The 17,162-nt window shown below is 68.3% G+C and carries 10 protein-coding genes; 8 read left to right on the top strand and 2 right to left on the bottom strand.

Annotation, left to right across the window (positions count from 1 at the left end; all coding sequences use genetic code 11):
- Positions 1-79 precede the first annotated feature (79 nt).
- The 5 genes from mfd (at position 80) to ACSQ3Y_RS12815 (ending at position 7,034) form a co-directional block, all read left to right on the top strand.
- A complete protein-coding gene (mfd, locus tag ACSQ3Y_RS12835) occupies positions 80-3,547 on the top strand; it encodes a transcription-repair coupling factor (RefSeq protein ID WP_436177518.1) in 3,468 nt (1,155 codons plus the stop codon).
- Positions 3,548-3,744: 197 nt separating this feature from the next.
- Positions 3,745-4,524 carry a helix-turn-helix domain-containing protein gene (locus ACSQ3Y_RS12830; protein WP_436177517.1) on the top strand — a complete coding sequence of 260 codons (780 nt, stop codon included), beginning with the start codon at positions 3,745-3,747 and terminating at the stop codon, positions 4,522-4,524.
- 107 nt (positions 4,525-4,631) lie between these two features.
- Complete coding sequence (locus ACSQ3Y_RS12825) at positions 4,632-5,624, top strand: Bug family tripartite tricarboxylate transporter substrate binding protein (RefSeq protein WP_436177516.1); 993 nt, start codon at positions 4,632-4,634, stop codon at positions 5,622-5,624.
- Entirely contained in the window at positions 5,617-6,531 is a 915-nt protein-coding gene (locus ACSQ3Y_RS12820; protein WP_436177515.1) for a PhzF family phenazine biosynthesis protein, read from the top strand. The genes ACSQ3Y_RS12825 and ACSQ3Y_RS12820 overlap by 8 nt, the downstream gene beginning before the upstream one ends.
- Positions 6,528-7,034: a RidA family protein gene (locus ACSQ3Y_RS12815; protein ID WP_436177514.1), complete on the top strand. Its 507-nt coding sequence runs from the start codon at positions 6,528-6,530 to the stop codon at positions 7,032-7,034. The genes ACSQ3Y_RS12820 and ACSQ3Y_RS12815 overlap by 4 nt, the downstream gene beginning before the upstream one ends.
- An 82-nt stretch (positions 7,035-7,116) precedes the next feature.
- Here the strand turns inward: ACSQ3Y_RS12815 and ACSQ3Y_RS12810 are convergent, their stop codons facing one another.
- Positions 7,117-9,486, bottom strand: a complete 2,370-nt coding sequence (locus ACSQ3Y_RS12810; protein WP_436177513.1) for a putative bifunctional diguanylate cyclase/phosphodiesterase — start codon at positions 9,484-9,486, stop codon at positions 7,117-7,119.
- Positions 9,487-9,794: 308 nt separating this feature from the next.
- Between ACSQ3Y_RS12810 and ACSQ3Y_RS12805 the strand changes: the two genes are divergently transcribed.
- The 3 genes from ACSQ3Y_RS12805 (at position 9,795) to ACSQ3Y_RS12795 (ending at position 16,472) form a co-directional block, all read left to right on the top strand.
- The gene (locus tag ACSQ3Y_RS12805) at positions 9,795-10,718 is read left to right on the top strand and encodes a diguanylate cyclase domain-containing protein (protein ID WP_436177512.1); all 924 of its coding nucleotides are present in this window, start codon (positions 9,795-9,797) and stop codon (positions 10,716-10,718) included.
- A gap of 4 nt (positions 10,719-10,722) precedes the next feature.
- Complete coding sequence (locus ACSQ3Y_RS12800; protein ID WP_436177511.1) at positions 10,723-15,240, top strand: PAS domain S-box protein; 4,518 nt, start codon at positions 10,723-10,725, stop codon at positions 15,238-15,240.
- 164 nt (positions 15,241-15,404) lie between these two features.
- Complete coding sequence (locus ACSQ3Y_RS12795) at positions 15,405-16,472, top strand: tripartite tricarboxylate transporter substrate-binding protein (protein WP_436177510.1); 1,068 nt, start codon at positions 15,405-15,407, stop codon at positions 16,470-16,472.
- Here ACSQ3Y_RS12795 and ACSQ3Y_RS12790 read toward each other — a convergent pair.
- The gene (locus tag ACSQ3Y_RS12790) at positions 16,397-17,155 is read right to left on the bottom strand and encodes a CPBP family intramembrane glutamic endopeptidase (protein WP_436177509.1); all 759 of its coding nucleotides are present in this window, start codon (positions 17,153-17,155) and stop codon (positions 16,397-16,399) included. The genes ACSQ3Y_RS12795 and ACSQ3Y_RS12790 overlap by 76 nt on opposite strands.
- Between the last annotated feature and the right edge of the window lie 7 nt (positions 17,156-17,162).

Below are 17,162 nucleotides of genomic sequence, written 5' to 3'. Positions count from 1 at the left end.
GGTCTGTTGCCCCCCATCCAGCCCGTGCGCGTCTCGCGCCCCTGGGGATGCGGTGGCCCAGACGACCCCTACCGTCCGCATGGAACTGCCCAAACTCTCCCCCGGAAAACGTTTCACCCTGCCCCGCCCCGTGGGCAGCGCCGATTCCCTGCTGCTGGCCCGCCTGGCCGAACGTGACAAGGCGGGGGGCCGCACCACCGCCATCGTCACGGCCGACGCCACCGATGCGCAGCGCCTCATCGAAGAGATGGCGTTCTTCGCGCCCACGCTGCGCTGCGCGCTGTTCCCGGACTGGGAGACGCTGCCCTACGACACCTTTTCGCCGCACCAGGATTTGATCAGCGAGCGGCTGGCCACGCTGTGGCGCATCAGCCAGGGAGAGGCCGACGTGGTGCTGGTCCCAGCCACCACGGCACTGTACCGGCTGGCGCCGCCCTCCTTCCTGGCGGGGTATACCTTCCACTTCCAGGTCAAGCAAAAGCTCGACGAGGCCAAGTTCAAGGCCCAGCTCACGCTGGCCGGCTACAGCCATGTGTCGCAGGTGGTGAGCCCCGGCGAATACGCGGTGCGCGGCGGGCTGATCGACCTGTTCCCCATGGGCTCGCTGGTGCCTTACCGGGTGGACCTGTTCGACAACGAGATCGACAGCATCCGCACCTTCGATCCCGACAGCCAGCGCAGCCTGTACCCCGTGCCCGAGGTGCGCCTGCTGCCCGGCCGCGAGTTCCCGATGGACGACGATGCGCGCGCCAAGTTCCGCAGCCGCTGGCGCGAGATGATCGAGGGCGACCCGACCAAGAGCCGCATCTACAAGGACATGGGCAACGGCGTGGCCACCGCCGGCATCGAGTACTACCTGCCGCTGTTCTTCGACGACACGGCCACCGTGTTCGACTACCTGGGCAGCGAGGCGACCGTGGTGCTGCATGGCGACCTGGAGCCGGCCTTCCAGCGCTTCTGGCAAGACACGAAAGACCGCTTTCGCCTGGTGCAGGGCGACCCGGAGCGCCCGGCGCTGCCGCCCGAATCGCTGTTCCTCTCGGTAGACCAGTTCTACACCCGCGCCAACCTGCATGCGCAGCTGTCCATCCGCCCCGGGGTGGAGGACATTGCCGACAACCCGCACTTCCAGAAGCTCGGCGACCTGTCGGTGGTGCGCGGGGCCGAGGACCCGCTGGCCCGCCTGCACGCCCACATCCGCAACACGCAGCACCGCGTGCTGCTGCTGGCCGAGAGCGCGGGCCGGCGCGAGAGCCTGCTCGACTTTTTGCGCGCCAGCGGGGTCAGCCCGCCGGCCTTTGACTCGCTGGCCGAGTTCCAGGGCACGCCCGACGAAAAGGTGGGCATTGCCACCGCTGGCCTCACCGTGGGCTTCAGCTGGATCGAGGACGGCATCGACTTCGTGACCGAGACGGAGCTGTTTGCCGCCGGCCCCACCACGCGCCGGCGCAAGAAGCAGGAGCAGGTGAGCGATGTCGAGGCGCTGATCAAGGACCTGGCCGAACTCAACGTGGGCGACCCTGTGGTGCACAGCGCCCACGGCATCGGCCGCTACCGCGGCCTGGTCAACATGGACGTGGGCAACAAGAACGCCGACGGCACGCCCGCCATGCAGGAGTTCTTGCACCTGGAGTACGCCGACAAGGCCGTGCTCTACGTGCCCGTGAGCCAGCTGCAGCTGATCAGCCGCTACACCGGCGTGAGCGCCGACGAGGCGCCGCTGCACAAGCTGGGCAGCGGCCAGTGGGAAAAGGCCAAGCGCAAGGCCGCCGAGCAGGTGCGCGACAGCGCGGCCGAGCTGCTCAACATCTACGCCCGCCGTGCTGCGCGCGAGGGCCATGCCTTCCGCTACAGCCCGCAGGATTACGAGACCTTTGCCAACGACTTCGGCTTTGAAGAAACCGCCGACCAGAACGCCGCCATCCACGCGGTGATCCAGGACATGATCAGCCCGCGCCCCATGGACCGCCTGGTCTGCGGCGACGTGGGCTTCGGCAAGACCGAGGTGGCCCTGCGCGCCGCCTTCGTGGCCGTCACGGGCGGCAAGCAGGTGGCCTTTCTCGCGCCCACCACGCTGCTGGCCGAGCAGCACTACCAGACGCTGATGGACCGCTTCGGCAAGTGGCCGGTGAAGGTGGCCGAGGTCTCGCGCTTTCGCTCGGGCAAGGAGATCACCGCCGCCATCAAGGGCATTGGCGACGGCACGGTGGACATCGTGGTCGGCACGCACAAGCTGCTCAGCGAATCGACCAAGTTCCACAACCTGGGCCTGCTCATCATCGACGAGGAGCACCGCTTTGGCGTGCGCCACAAGGAGCAGATGAAGGCCCTGCGCGCCGAGGTGGACGTGCTCACCCTCACGGCCACGCCCATCCCGCGCACGCTGGGCATGGCGCTCGAAGGCCTGCGCGACCTGTCGGTCATCGCCACAGCACCGCAGCGGCGCCTGGCGATCAAGACCTTTGTGCGCAACGAGGGCACGGGCGTGATACGCGAGGCGGTGCTGCGCGAATTGAAGCGCGGCGGGCAGGTGTACTTTCTGCACAACGAGGTGGAGACCATCGAGAACCGCCGCCAGAAGCTCGAAGAAATCTTGCCCGAGGCCCGCATCGCCGTGGCCCACGGCCAGATGCCCGAGCGCGAGCTCGAGCGCGTGATGCGCGACTTCGTGGCCCAGCGCTACAACATCCTCTTGTGCTCGACCATCATCGAGACCGGCATCGACGTGCCCACGGCCAACACCATCATCATGAGCCGTGCCGACAAGTTCGGCCTGGCGCAGCTGCACCAGCTGCGCGGCCGCGTGGGCCGCAGCCACCACCAAGCGTATGCCTACCTCATGGTGCCCGACACCGAGGGCCTGACCAAGAACGCCGCCCAGCGCCTGGATGCCATTCAGCAGATGGAAGAGCTGGGCAGCGGCTTCTACCTGGCCATGCACGACCTGGAGATCCGCGGCGCCGGCGAGGTGCTGGGCGAGAACCAGAGCGGCAACATGCTGGAGGTGGGCTTTCAGCTGTACAACGAGATGCTCAACGAGGCCGTCAAGGCGCTCAAGGCCGGCAAGGAGCCGGACCTGCTCAGCCCCCTGTCGGTCACGACCGACATCAACCTGCACGCCCCCGCCCTGCTGCCCGACGACTACTGCGGCGACGTGCACCTGCGCCTGTCGTTCTATAAGAAGCTGGCCACCGCCAAGAACCCCGACCAGATCGACGGCCTGCTCGAAGAGATCGTGGACCGCTTCGGCAAGCTGCCGCCGCAGGCCCAGACCCTCATCGATGTGCACCGCCTGCGCGTGCTGAGCCAGCCCTACGGCGTGGTGAAGGTCGATGCCGCCCCGGGCGTCATCCACATCACCTTCAAGCCCCAGCCGCCCATCGACCCGATGCGCATCATCGAGCTGATCCAGAAGAACAAGCACATCAAGCTGGCGGGCAACGAGAAGCTGCGCATCGAGCGCGAGCTCAAGGACCCCAAGGACCGCGCGCAGATGGTGCGGGACATACTGCGATCGCTGGGGCAGCCGCAGCCTGTCGCTGCCTGAGAGCGACGAACACAGCTCTTCTGGCGTTGTTGCTGCGTCTTGTCGTACTGACCGTACTGCCTGCGACGCAGCGCCTAGCCAGAACCGCTTCGCTGAGCTGTGTGCGCCGCTCCTGTCGGAAGGCCCGGATACGCATGGGGCTGCGCTCGACATCTTCCCTGGCATCTGGCATGGTGCGTGCATGCACTTTCAGTGACATGACCACCGCCCCCGCACTGCAACCCACCCTGTCGCCCAAGCTCCCCCAGCTGGCGGCCCAGGGCTTTGCGCTGCGCCACAGCCGCCAGGCGCACTACGAGTTCGACTGGCATGTGCACGATTGCGCCATGCTGCTATGGCCGCGCAAGGGGGCGCTGCAAAGCGCTTGGCAGAGTGAAGGCGCCCCTGGCCATGCCGGTTTCGACCAGATTCGCCTGGCACGCAGCCAGGCCATCCTGCTGCCCGTGGCCACCGCCCACCGCACCCAGTCCGCCACGCACCACCAGGAGCATGGCGAGCTGTACCTGGCGCCCGAGATCGCGCGCGCCTGCAGCACCGGGCGTGGGGCCATCCGTCTCGACGCGGCGGCGCTGTCCATGCTCGATGCACTGCTGGCCCCGGCGCTCGACCCGCGCGCGGCCGAGCCGCTGGTGCTGGCCGTGGTGCGGCAGATCGCCCAGGCCCGCCCGCTCGATATGGCCCGGCCACACTCGCCCGCGCGGCAGATGCTGGCGCGCTTTGCCCAGGCGCTGGACTGGGACGAGCCCCTGCAGGGCATCGACGCCATCGCCTGCGAGCTGGGCACCTCCACCCGCCAGCTGCAGCGCGCCTGCCAAGACGAATTCGGCCAGAGCCCCGTGGCCCTGCGCCGGCAGATGCTGGCCGCCCACGCGCGCCGGCTGCTGGCCACCGGCCTGCCGCTGGCGCAGGTGAGCGTGCAACTGGGGTTTGCGACCAGCGGGCACTTGACGCGGCTGCTGAAGTCAGTGGCACACTGACCCTGCTGCAGCACCTGTCGCAATTGGGATCACGGCCTGTCGCATTCTGGTTTTCCGGATCGGGGCGCGGTTCCTAGCATGGGACCTCCTTCGTGATGGAGTTCCCCATGCCCGCCTCGCCCCCTGTTGTTTCCCATCCCCGCAGACACGCCCTGCTGGCCCTGGCCCTTGCCGGCATCTGCGCACCCTTGCTCGCGCAGACGACTGCATGGCCCACCAAGCCCATCACCCTGGTCGTGCCCTTCCCGGCCGGCGGCGGCACCGACCTGGTGGTGCGCGCGCTGCAGCCCCGGCTGCAAAAGGAGCTGGGCCAGCCCCTGGTCATCGACAACCGCGCAGGCGCCGGCGGCACCCTGGGCTCCGCGCTGGTGGCCCGCGCCACGCCCGACGGCTACTCCGCGGGCGTGGCCACCACCAGCACCCACGCGGTCAGCGTGAGCGTGTACCCCAAGCTGCCGTTCGACCCGGCCAAGGATTTCGCGTATGCCGGCTTCATCGGTACATCGCCCTACGTGCTGGCCACCACGGGCGCCCTGGGCAAGCCCGACACCAAGGCCCTGCTGGCCGCGCTCAAGGCCAAACCCGAGGGCTTCAGCTTCGCGTCCGTGGGCGCGGGCACGGTGTCGCACCTGCTGGGCGAGCAGTTCAAGGGCGTCGCCAAGGTGCCGCTGGTGCACATCCCCTATCGCGGCGCGGCACCGGCCTACACCGACCTGATCTCGGGCCAGGTGCAGCTGATGTTCGACAACCCGGCCGGGCTGGTGCCCTACATCCGCGCGGGCCGCATCCACGCCGTGGCCACCACGGCGCCCAATGCGCTGCTGGCTGGCGTGCCCACCTTCCAGCAGCAGGGCATGGCCGGGTTCGACCAGTCGCTGTGGTACGGCATCGTCTTCCCCGCGCAGACACCCAAGGCCGTGGTGGAGCGCTTCAACCAGGCACTCAACAGCGTGTTGTCCGACCGCGCCGTGGCCGCCGAGCTGGCCGCGCTGGGCGTGAACGCCGCACCGGGCACGCCCGATGCGCTGCAGGCGGCCGTGGTGCGCGACACGGCCTACTGGGGTCGCATCGCCAAAGCCGTAGGAGCGCGCGTTGATTGAGCACACCCTCCCCTTTCCCGCCTCGCTGCCGGCACCCGGCCAGGTCGTCCTGATCCGCGTGTTCGTCAACGGCCCGGGCGGCGGCAACCCCGTGCCGCTGGTGGCCGATGCGCGCGGCATGGATGCCGCGCAGATGCAGGACATCGCGCGCACCCACGGGCACGAGTCGGCCTTCGTGCTGCCGGCCGATGTACCCGGTGCCGATTGGCGCCTGCGATTTTTCGTGCCGCACCATGAGATGGAGATGTGCGGCCACGCCACCGTGGGCAGCCTGTGGGCGCTGCGCCGCTGGGGCGTGTGGACCACGCCCACGGCCTGCGTGCAGACCCTGAGCGGCCTGGTGGACGTGGAGTGGGACGCGGCACGCCAGCGCGTGTGGATCTCGCAGCCCGCCGTGCGCCAGGAGCTGCTGGAGCCCGATGCGGCTGCGCTCGTGGCGCGCACCCTGCGCCTGCCTGCCCCCCTCCCCACCACCAACGCCGCCACCAGCCGCGTGAAGACCCTGGTGCCCCTGCCCGATGCGGCCACGCTGAACGGCCTCGTGCCGGACTTCGCTGCCATGGAATCCACCTGCGACGCTATCGCCTCCACCGGCCTGTACCCCTATGCACTGGCCACCGGCGAGCAGGTGGCGGCAGAACCCACCGTGTTCGCCCGCCAGTTCCCGCGCAAATCCGGCTACCCGGAAGATGCAGCCACCGGCATTGCGGCGGCAGCGCTCTGGGGGCACCTGGCAGCCACCGGCACCATTGCCGTGGGCAGCGCGGCATCGCCCGTGGTGTGCACCGTGCGCCAGGGCGACGCCATGGGCAGCCCCTCGGCCATCGCGGTGCGGCCGCGGTTTGATGCGCAGGGTGCGGTCGCCGGCTGCTGGCTCAGCGGCGAGGTGATGGAGGGCGCGGCATGAACGACGACACCATGCACACCACGCCCGAAGAACGCCTGGCCGCCGCCGGCCTGGTGCTGCCACCCGCCCCCCAGCCGCGCGGCAGCTACGCGCCCTGCCATGTGCACGAGGTGGCGGGCCAGTGCTGGGTGGCGGTGAGCGGCCAGACCAGCCGCATCGCCGGCCAGGCCCTGGCCGGCATTTGCGCATCGGATGCCGACCTGCAGCCCGCGCGCCATGCAGCCACCGTGGCGATGCTCAACGCCCTGGCCGCATTGCGCACCGCCTGCGGCGGCGAGCTGGCCCGCGTGCAGCACGTGGTGCGCCTGCGCGGCTTCGTGCGCTCGGCACCCGACTTTGGCGCGCACCCGCGGGTGCTCGACGCCGCATCGGACGTGCTGGCCATTGCCTTCCCGCACCTTGCGCTGCCCGCGCGCAGTGCGCTCGGCGTGGCCAGCCTGCCCGATGGGGTGTGGGTGGAGTTGGAGATCGATGCACTGTTTACACCACCGCCACAAGGCTGAAAGGGCCTTCCCGTCCAATGCACTGTCGATCTGCTGCAGCACAGGCGTCAAGCCGGCTGCTCAGCAAGGGGGGTGCCTTCGATCAACGCTCCCAGGCACGCTCGATGGTGGCCTCGAACTCCTGGATCGGGGCGGGTCGACCATACAAGTAGCCCTGGTAACAGGTGCAGCCGTAGCGCGCCAGCAGGTTGCGCTGCTCCAGTGTTTCCACGCCTTCGGCGATCACCTGCAGGCCTAGCCCCTGGCCCAGCGCAACGACGGCACGCACGATGGAGGCATCGTTGGCATTCGTGGCGAGCTCGCACACGAAAGACTGGTCGATCTTGAGCTGGTCCAGCGGCATGCGCTTGAGGTAGCCCAGCGACGAAAATCCGGTGCCAAAGTCGTCCAGAGAGAAGCTGATGCCCAGGACTTTGAGCGCCTGCATCTTGTCCACCATTTCGTCCACATCCTTGGCCAGCACGCTCTCGGTCAGCTCCAGCTTCAGGCGCTGCGGATTGGCCCCGGTGGCATTCAGCACGCTGCGCACTCCCTGCAGGTAACCGGGGTCGCTGAACTCGCGGGCGCTCACATTCACGGCCAGCACGAGGTGGCTGCGCACAGGGTGCGCAGCCCATTCGCACAACGTGCGGCAGGCCGTCTCCAGCACCCATCGGCCCAAGGGCAGGATGAGGCCCGTCTCCTCAGCCAGTGGTATGAAGCGGGCCGGTGAAACCATGCCATGCACCGGATGCTTCCAACGCACCAGCAGCTCGGCGCCCTGCAGATTCGAGGACAGGTGAACCTGCGGCTGGTAGAAGGCAACGAGCTGGCCCGGGATTGCATTCTTGAGATCCTGCTCAAACTGCACCCGCTCGTGCAGGGCATCGCGCATGCTCTGGTCAAACATCGCCACCTGGCCCTTGCCGCGTTTCTTGGCCTCCAGCATGGCCAGCTCGGCACCCTGCAGCACCTCGTCCGCAGTGGCAGCGTTGTCGCCCACCACGGTCACACCAATGGAGGCCTGCACCGTGCAGGCACCGTCGTCCAGCAGGAACGGCGTGCCGAACTGCGCAAGCGCGGTGGCCGCCATGGCGGCGGCGCGCTCCTGCGCCAGGCCCGGGCTGCGGCCCAGGCCCTCCAGCAGCACCAGGAACTCATCGCCCCCGATGCGCGCCAGAACCGCACCAGTACCCTCCATTTGCCGCAGGCGGGCGGCCACGGCAACAAGCAGCTGGTCGCCCGCCTCGTGCCCACGGGTGTTGTTGAGTACGGTGAAATTGTCCAGGTTGGCCAGCAGCAATGCGCCGAAGGAACGGCGTGCGCGTGCCTGCTCGATGGCTTGCTGCAATCGGGCCAGCAGCTCGCTGCGGTTGAACAGGCCCGTGAGCCGGTCATGGTGGGCCAGTTGGTCCATGGCTGCGCCCAGCACCAACGTCTCGTCCACCGCCCTCTTGCGCGGCTGCTCGGGGCTTTGGGCCGCATCACGCGCGTGGCTTCTGGCCGCGTCGGCCAGTTCCACGATGGGCCGCACCACGCGCCCCGCCACCAGCCAGGACAGAAGCGCAAACAGGGCTGCCAGCAGTGCAGTGGCTGACAACATCAGCTTGCGCACCTGGTAGACCGGCGCGTGCGCGCTGTCGATGTTCTCGCGCACCACCACCGTCCAGCCCAGGCCTTCCGCGGGCACGGCAGCAACCACCTTCTGCGTGGCCACCAGGTAGCCCGTGTCGGACTGCACGGCCTGCAGGGAGGCGTTCGGCGGCTTTCCGTGGCGATTGAAGTTCAGCAGCCATTCCCCTTTGCGGTTGGCGATCAGCACTTCGACCATGTTCTTCTTGCGGCGCTTGGACACGGTGTCGGAGACCACCTGGCGCACCCAGTCCCAGTGCAGGTGCCCGGCCAGCACACCTTGGGCGATGCCCCGCTTGTCCAGCAGCGGTGCCGCCACATCGAGAAAGCGCAGCGGCTCCCCGTCCGGGCGCGGCGCCAGGTACCGCGCCAACAGCACGGCATCGTGCGGATCGCCGACGAAGCCGCCGCGCAGCCCGGCCGCAAACCAGGGCCGCAATGAGACATCCACGCCTTGCAACTGCCCACCGGATGCAGCAATCACCTGCCCCCGCGCATCGGCCAATCCGATCCAGGCGTAGGTTGACTCCCTGCCCTGAAGTTCATCCATGGACTTGCGGATCGACTGCAGATCGATGGCGTTGCGGCCGGCGATCATGTCCGCCATCAGCTCCACCTCGCGCTGCCGGTTGTTGATGTCCTCGTTGAGCTCGTGGGCGATCTCGTCGGCCACGGCATTCAAGGTATCGCGCGCCGAGCCGCGCAGGCCTTCTTCCAGATGCCACTCCATGAACATCGTCAGCGCCAGGCCCAGCACGATGCCCGAGCCGCCCATGACCACAGAGAAACGCGCCCGGACACTGCGAAACGGTGAAACCCGGTTCAGCAACCTGTTGATCATGCAGCCCCTCCTGAGCCCCATTCTGCGGCGCAATGGCTGGATTGATAAGCGATTTGTTACATGGCGAGAAATTTGCGCGGCAAGGCTTGACGCAGGTCAAGCAACCGGCCCGTAGCCGCCCGCACACTCTCTGGGTCGATCACGCAACGGCCCCTGAACGGAGCCAGCGCCACGTCAGGGCTACGTCAGAGCCTTTGACTACCATGCACGGTCTTTTTTGCCTGCGCGCCGCCCCCCACAGTGCCGGGGCAGGCATTGCGCAAATTGCACTTGCCGCCACCGCCAACGAAATCCAGAATAAGCAGTGCATGAATCCCAGCATCCTGATTGTTGATGACAACCCCGCCATGATCCAGGTCATGGCAGGCATGCTCAAGGGAGCAGCCCAACTGCGGTTTGCCATACGGGGCCGCGATGCGCTCGAGCAGATGGCAGGCTGCGCGCCGGACCTGGTGCTGCTGGACGCCGAGATGCCTGGCATGAGCGGCTACGAGGTGTGCGCCGCAATGAAGGCGGACGCACGGCTCGCCGATGTCCCCGTGATTTTCGTAACCGGCCACGGCGAGACGGAGGCCGAGGTCAGGGGCCTGGAGGCTGGGGCGGTCGATTTCATCACCAAGCCCGTGAACGCGGCATTGCTGCTCGCGCGCGTGCGCACGCAGTTGCGCATCAAGACCCTGACGGACGAACTGCGCAACCTGGCCACGACCGACGGATTGACCGGGGTCAGCAACCGCCGCCATTTCGATGACCTGCTGCAGCGCGAATGGCAGCGTTGCGCGCGCACGGCTGCGCCACTGTCCATGCTGATGGTCGACGTCGACCATTTCAAGCGCTACAACGACCACTATGGCCACCCCGCCGGCGACAGCTGCCTGAAGGCCCTGGCGCTGGCCCTGGTGTCCGTGGCCCAGCGCCCCGCAGACTGCGTGGGGCGCATGGGCGGCGAAGAGTTCGCCATCCTGCTGCCAAACACCGATGCGGCAGGCGCCCAGGAGGTGGCCGAGCGCACGCTGCAGGCGGTGCGCTTGCTGGGCCTGCCGCACGCCGGATCGCTGCACGCAGACCATGTGACGGTGAGCGTGGGGGTGGGCACGCACGCGGCGCAGGCGCAGCCAGTGCCCATCGCCGACGGGGACCTGTGGGGGCTGGTCAGCCGCGCCGACAAGGCCCTTTACGCGGCCAAGAACGCTGGGCGGGACTGCTGGCGCGCCTCGGGCCCCCAGGGCTGACCGCATGGCATCGGGCCCGCAGCGCACCGGCCAGAACGCCACCAGCGTGGCGAAACAGTCGGTGCTGCTGGCACTCCTGGTGGTGTGCCTGACCCTGGTCGCAGCCGTGGTGGCCTATGACCGCCAGTTGCGGCAGAACCAGGCGACCACGGAGCAGCGCTTCGACCGGCTCAAGAGCCGGGTGCTGGAAGAGATCGCCGTGCGCTTGCGCCAGTACGAATACGGCTTGCGCGGCACCCGGGGGGCGGTGGCAGCGGCGGGAGACGATCTGGACCACAACGCCTTCTCCCGCTACAGCCAGACCCGTGACTTCGCGCTGGAGTTCCCGGGTGCCCGGGGCTTTGGCTACATCCACAGGGTTGCGGCGCATGAGGAAGCGGCCTTCGTGCGCAAGGTGCTCGCGGAAGACTGGATCGACTTCAAGGTGCGCCAGTTCGAGCCACATGGCGGCGAACGCTACATCATCCAGTACATCGAGCCCCTGGACCGCAACAACCGGGTCGTGGGCCTGGACATCGCCTCGGAGCCTTCGCGCCGGGCCACGGCATTGACAGCCATGCGCACCGGCCAGGCCACCCTGAGCGGACCGATCACCCTGATCCAGGATGCGGGCACCCCCTCCAGCGGCCTGCTGCTGATGCTGCCGGTCTACCGCTTTGGCGGTGCCACCGATACCCCCGCCAACCGGGAACAGGCGCTGCGCGGCTGGGTGTATGCCCCGCTGCAGATGGACGAGGTGCTGCGCGGCCTGGATGTGGAGTCGGGGCACTTCGTTCTGCGCATCCGCGACCGGCAGGCACCGCAGGACCACTGGCTCTACGGCAGCCCGTCCGACCCGCTGGCAGGGCCGGCACCTGGCGGGCGTACCACCCTGCCCCTGTTCGGCCGCGAGTGGGAAGTGGACCTGCAGCCCACACCCGCCTTCGTCGCATCGCTCGGCCTTGCGCCGGCTTGGCGCGAGGCGATCATGGCGGTGCTGCTGGGCCTGGCGGCGGCGGCGCTGGCCATCGCCGTGCTGCACCTGGTGCACCGCTCACGCAGCCAGCTGCTGGAGCAGGCCCGGCGGGCGGCGATCGTGCAGGGCTCGGACGACGCCATCATCGTGCAGACCCTGCAAGGGGTCATCACCGACTGGAACGACGGGGCCAGGCGCCTGTTCGGGTACGAGGCCGACGCGGTGCTGGGCCACACCGCGCAGGAGCTGCTGGTGCCGGCGGGGCGCGAGGGAGAGGACGAGTCCATGCTGGCCATGGTGGCCAAGGGCCAGCGGGTCAAGGCGTACGAGACATCGCGGCGCCACCGCGATGGCACGCTGATCGATGTCTCGGTTTCTGCCAGCCCCATCGAGGACAGCCATGGCCGCATCGTCGGCCTGGCCAAGACCCTGCGCGACGTGCGCGAAGTGCGGGCCGCCGCGCGGCGGGTCATTGAACTGAACGCCACGCTGGAAGACCAGGTACGCCAGCGCACCAGCGACCTGGAGTCCGCACGGCACGCCCTGCAGACCGTGCTGGATGCCATGCCCTCGCAGATCGGCTACTGGGGCACGGACCAGCGCAACCGGGTGGCCAATCGGGCCTACGGCGATTGGTTCCACATGGACCCCGCCCTGGTGCCGGGCATGCACCTGCGCGACCTGATCGGCGACGGCATGTACGAAGTGTCCGCCCCCCATGTGCAGGCAGCGCTGCGGGGCGAGGCACGCATGTTCGAGCAGACCGGCCATGGCAGCGGGGACACGCCGCAGCGCCACTCCCTGGTGCACTACCTGCCGGACATTGCCGATGGGCAGGTCAAGGGCTTCTACGCCTTCGTGCACGACGTGACGGAGCTCAACGAAAGCCGCCTGCAACTGGCGGCAGCCCAGCGGGACAACGCAGCGCTGCTGGAAACGCTGAACAAGCACACCATCGTCTCGGTGGCCGACCGCATCGGCCGCATCATCGATGTCAACGATGCGTTTTGCCGCATCTCCGGGTTCGAACGGGACGAGCTGATCGGGCAGAACCACCGCATCGTCAACTCGGGCACGCACGGCGCGCAGTTCTGGGTGGACATGTGGCGCACCATCAGCACCGGGAGCAGTTGGCGGGCCGAGGTGTGCAACCGCTCCAAGAGCGGCGCGCTGTACTGGGTGGACAGCGTCGTGGCGCCGTTCCTCGATGCCCAGGGGCGGGTGGAAAAATACGTGTCCATCCGCAGCGACATCACGGACCGCAAGCGCACCGAAATGCAGCTGCAAAGCACGCTGACCCTGCTGCGCACGGTGCTGGAGGCGTCCACGCAGGTCGCCATCGTGGCCACGGACGAGGAGGGTGTGGTGACCGTGTTCAACCGCGGTGCCGAACTGCTGCTGGGCGTGCCGGCGGCGCAGGTCATCGGGCGCAGGAATGCCTCGGACTTCGTCGAGGCCGGGGACCAGGCGCTGGACGGCCGGCCAGTACCGACGCAGATGCAGGAACAGACCTCGATGGATGGCCTGCCCCCCGAGGTGCGCATGGCCCTGATCCATACCGCCAGCCAGGACCCCTTGCGCCAATGGCGCCTGGCACGTGCCGACGGGGCCCGGTTGCCCGTGTCGCTGGCGGTGACGCGCATGGCCGATGCCGCCGGCTCGTTCATCGGCTACCTGGGTATTGCCCATGACGTGAGCACGCGCCTTGAACAGGAAAAATCGCTGCGCATTGCGATGCAGCAAGCTCGAGAAGCCAGCGACGCCAAAAGCCGCTTTCTGGCCAACATGAGCCACGAGATCCGCACACCGATGAACGCGGTGATCGGGCTGTCCTACCTGCTGGCGCGCACCGCGCTCAACGGCGAGCAGCAAGGCATGCTGCGGCAGCTGCAGGTGGCGGGCAAGGCCTTGCTGGCCGTCATCAACGACGTGCTCGACCTGTCCAAGATCGAGGCCGGCGAGGTGACCCTGGAAAGGCTCCCCCTGGATATCGACCAGATGGTGCGCGAGGTGTCTGCGCTGGTGGAGCTGCAGGCGCAGGCCAAGGGCATCGCCTATGTGATGGACGTCCAGGCGCCGCCAGCCTTCGCGCTGGAAGGTGACAGTACGCGGCTGCGCCAGGTGCTGATCAACCTGTTGAGCAATGCGGTGAAGTTCACCGACCGGGGGGAAGTGCGGCTCACAGTGCGCTTTCAGGAACGGGCTGGCGACAGCACGGAGGTCCGCTTCCTGGTCAGCGATACCGGCATCGGGATCTCAGAGGAATCCCGGCAGCGGCTGTTCGCGCCCTTCGTGCAGGCGGACACGTCCACCACCCGCCGCTTTGGGGGCACCGGGCTGGGCCTGTCCATCGTCAAGCAGTTGGTGGACCTGATGGACGGACACATCGAGCTGCGCAGCGAAATCGGCCAGGGCAGCCAGTTCCTGGTGGCACTGCCCCTTTATCGGTCGACAGGCAGCCAGCCAGCTACCGAACCCGACGCACCGCTTGCCGAGGGGCAGGGGCTGCGCGGGGTCTCGCTGCTGGTAGTGGACGACAACGAGCTGAACCAGGAGGTAGCGGCCCGCATCCTGACCAGCGAGGGCGCGCAGGTCAGCGTGGCCCGGCATGGCCAGGCCGCGCTCGACCTGCTGGCGCTGCAACCGCAGCGCTTTCACGCGGTGCTGATGGATGTGCACATGCCGGTGCTCGACGGCCTGGATGCCACCCGCCAGATACGCACCACCCTGGGCCTGGCGCAGCTGCCCGTCATCGGCCTGACGGCGGGGGTCTCCTCCGCAGAGCGAGAAGAGGCCCTGGTCGCGGGGATGAACGCGATCATCGGCAAGCCATTCGATCCGCCGATGCTGGTCAGGACCATTCGCCGCCACCTGCCGGGCCATGAAGGTCTGGCCGGCCCGCACACGCCACCCCCGGCTGCCGAGGCGCCCGTCGGCTGGCCGAGCGTCGAGGGCGTATCCGCCCAGCAGTCGTTCTCGCGGCTCCAGGGCTCAGCCCCCTTGCTGTGGCAGATGCTGCGCCGGATTTCGGAAACGCTGGGCGCGGTGGGCAGGCTGCTGGATACAGCGACACCGGCGCACGGCACAGAGGCACGGCCACCTGCCGCGCCGGAACTGGCCGCACTGCTGCACGACATCAAGGGCATGGCCGGCACCGTGGGGGCCGAACAGATGCACGCCCTGGCCTCGCAGGCGGAGGCCTCGGCACGCAACGGCCACACGGAAGGCATCACTCTGCTGGCGGCGCAGATGCAGGAAATCGCGGGGCAGTGGCACTCGGACCGCGATGGCTGCACGGCGCCCGGCCCTGCAGCCCCCGGCGCAAATGCCGTGCCGCTGGCACCAGGCGCCTGGGAGCAAATCATGCAGCTCCAGCACCTATTGGACACCCACGACCTCGATGCGCTCGATTGCGCCCACAGGCTCGAACTCGCGCTCAGCGCGCAATTGGGGGGCGACCACCTGGCCGCCCTGCAACGCCACATGGCGAACCTCGATTTCGCCAGCGCCAGGGCCGTACTTGATCGCCTGGTACCGGCATCCGCAACACCAGCGCAGGCAGGCTGATCTGGCGGCCCCCCGATCGACGGGACGGCGCCGAGCGGCCTGCAAGCCCGAGTGGCGGGGCGCCGCGCCCCAGCCAGACAAGGTGCGCTGGTACAGGACTTGCATGAAGATGCGCATCGCACACGCCCATTTCATTCGCCCTATTTTCTGAGGAACCCAGCACCATGCAACGCCGAAGCCTGATGTCCACCCTCGCCTGCGCCCTGCTCGCGCCAGCCGCCGCCACCACCGCATTCGCGCAAGGTGCCGTCTACCCCGACCGCCCCGTCAAGGTCATCGTGGCCCTGCCCGCCGGCGGCAGCGCCGACATGATCGCGCGCGTGGTCACGCAGAAGATGGCGGCCGAGCTGGGCCAGCCTTTCGTGGTGGACAACAAGGCCGGCGCCTCCGGCCAGATTGGCACGCCGCTGGTCTCACGCGCCGCGCCAGACGGTTACACGCTGATGGTCTCGCCCGCCTCGTTCCTCACCACCAACAAGAGCATCTTCAAGACCCTGCCCTACGACCCCGAGGCCGACTTCGTGCCCATCACCAAGTTCGTGAACCAGCCCATGGTGCTGGTGGTCAAGGACAAGCAGAAGTTTCCTACCGTGGCCGCCGTGCTGGCCGCCGCCAAGGCCGCGCCGGGCAAGCTGACCTACGCCTCCTCAGGCGACGGCAGCCCGCAGCACCTGGCGGGGCTGATGTTCACCACCCGCACCAAGACCGAGCTGCTGCACGTGCCCTACAAGGGCGGCGCCCCAGCCATCAACGACGCCCTGGCCGGTACGGTGGACATGCTGTTTGCCGTGCTGCCCGAGGCCCTGCCGCACATCCAGTCCGGCAAGCTGCATGCCCTCGGCCTGATGCGCGCCCGAGATGAACCTCTCGGCCTGGGTCGGCCTGCTCGCCCCGGCCAAGACGCCGCAGCCCATCATCGACCGGCTGCAGCGCGCTGCGCACGCTGCCCTGGCCGATGCCGACATCAAGGCCAAGCTGGCCGCCAGCGGGATGGAAGTGGCACCCGGCACCAGCCAGCAGCTCAAGGACGCGATCACGCAGGAGATCAAAGTCCATGCGGAGCTGGTGAAGGCGGCGGGGCTGGTGCCGCAGTAAGGGCATCGCCCACTGGCTGGCATTGCGGCTTTCCGCGTGCGGCCTTGCCGGCATTCCAAGGTCAGGGTTTCGCGGAGGCCCCAGCTCCCGCCCCACAGCGAAGCACAAGCACCACCACGGCGATGGAAGCCACATAGATGCCGCCCAGAAAGACGAGCGCGCCAAGGCTCTGGGGGCCCCGCCCCAGGCCCTGGGCAATGCTCGAAAAATCCCACAGGGCGTGCAAAGCCATCGCCATCCACAGGTTGCCCGTGAGCCGGCGCACGAGGTACAGCCCCGTGCCCGCGCAAAAGGCCAGAACGACCTGCACCAGGGCCGCCGCGCCCAGGCCGAAGAAGGCGTTGGTGGCGTGCAGCAGGCCAAACAGCGCGCTCGACCAGAACCACACCCACGCCTCGGACCGCAGCGAGTGGCGCAGGCCCACCAGCAGAATGCCGCGGTGGACCATTTCTTCGCAGAAGCCCACCAGCAGCATGGCGGCGGCCAGCACCAGCACGTGTTCCATGCCGATTGCCGCCCAGGCCGTGCTGTACAGGTTCATGCCGATGAACCCGAGCATGGGCACCAGCACTGCGGCCAGGAATACCGGCTGGCGCAGCGGTGGTTCGCGGGTCGCCTGAGGCCACCACCCTGCCAGCCCATTGAAGGCGCACAGCACGATGGCCGCAATGCCCAGTGGCACGATGACGCCCCGCAGCAGGTTCGCCTGCGAACCCAGCGCTGCGTAGTCGATGTCCAGGTAAGTCCATGCAGCAAATACCCAGCCCATGTAGGTCAGGTATACGCCCAGACCGATCCACCAACGGGGTTGAATGCGCATGCGCTCT

The sequence above is a fragment of the Acidovorax sp. LjRoot66 genome (assembly GCF_964253305.1).
In the GTDB taxonomy this organism is placed as follows: Bacteria; Pseudomonadota; Gammaproteobacteria; order Burkholderiales; family Burkholderiaceae_C; genus Acidovorax.
The sequence above is the reverse complement of the archived record's forward strand: the minus strand, read 5'-3'. Positions and strand labels throughout refer to the sequence as shown.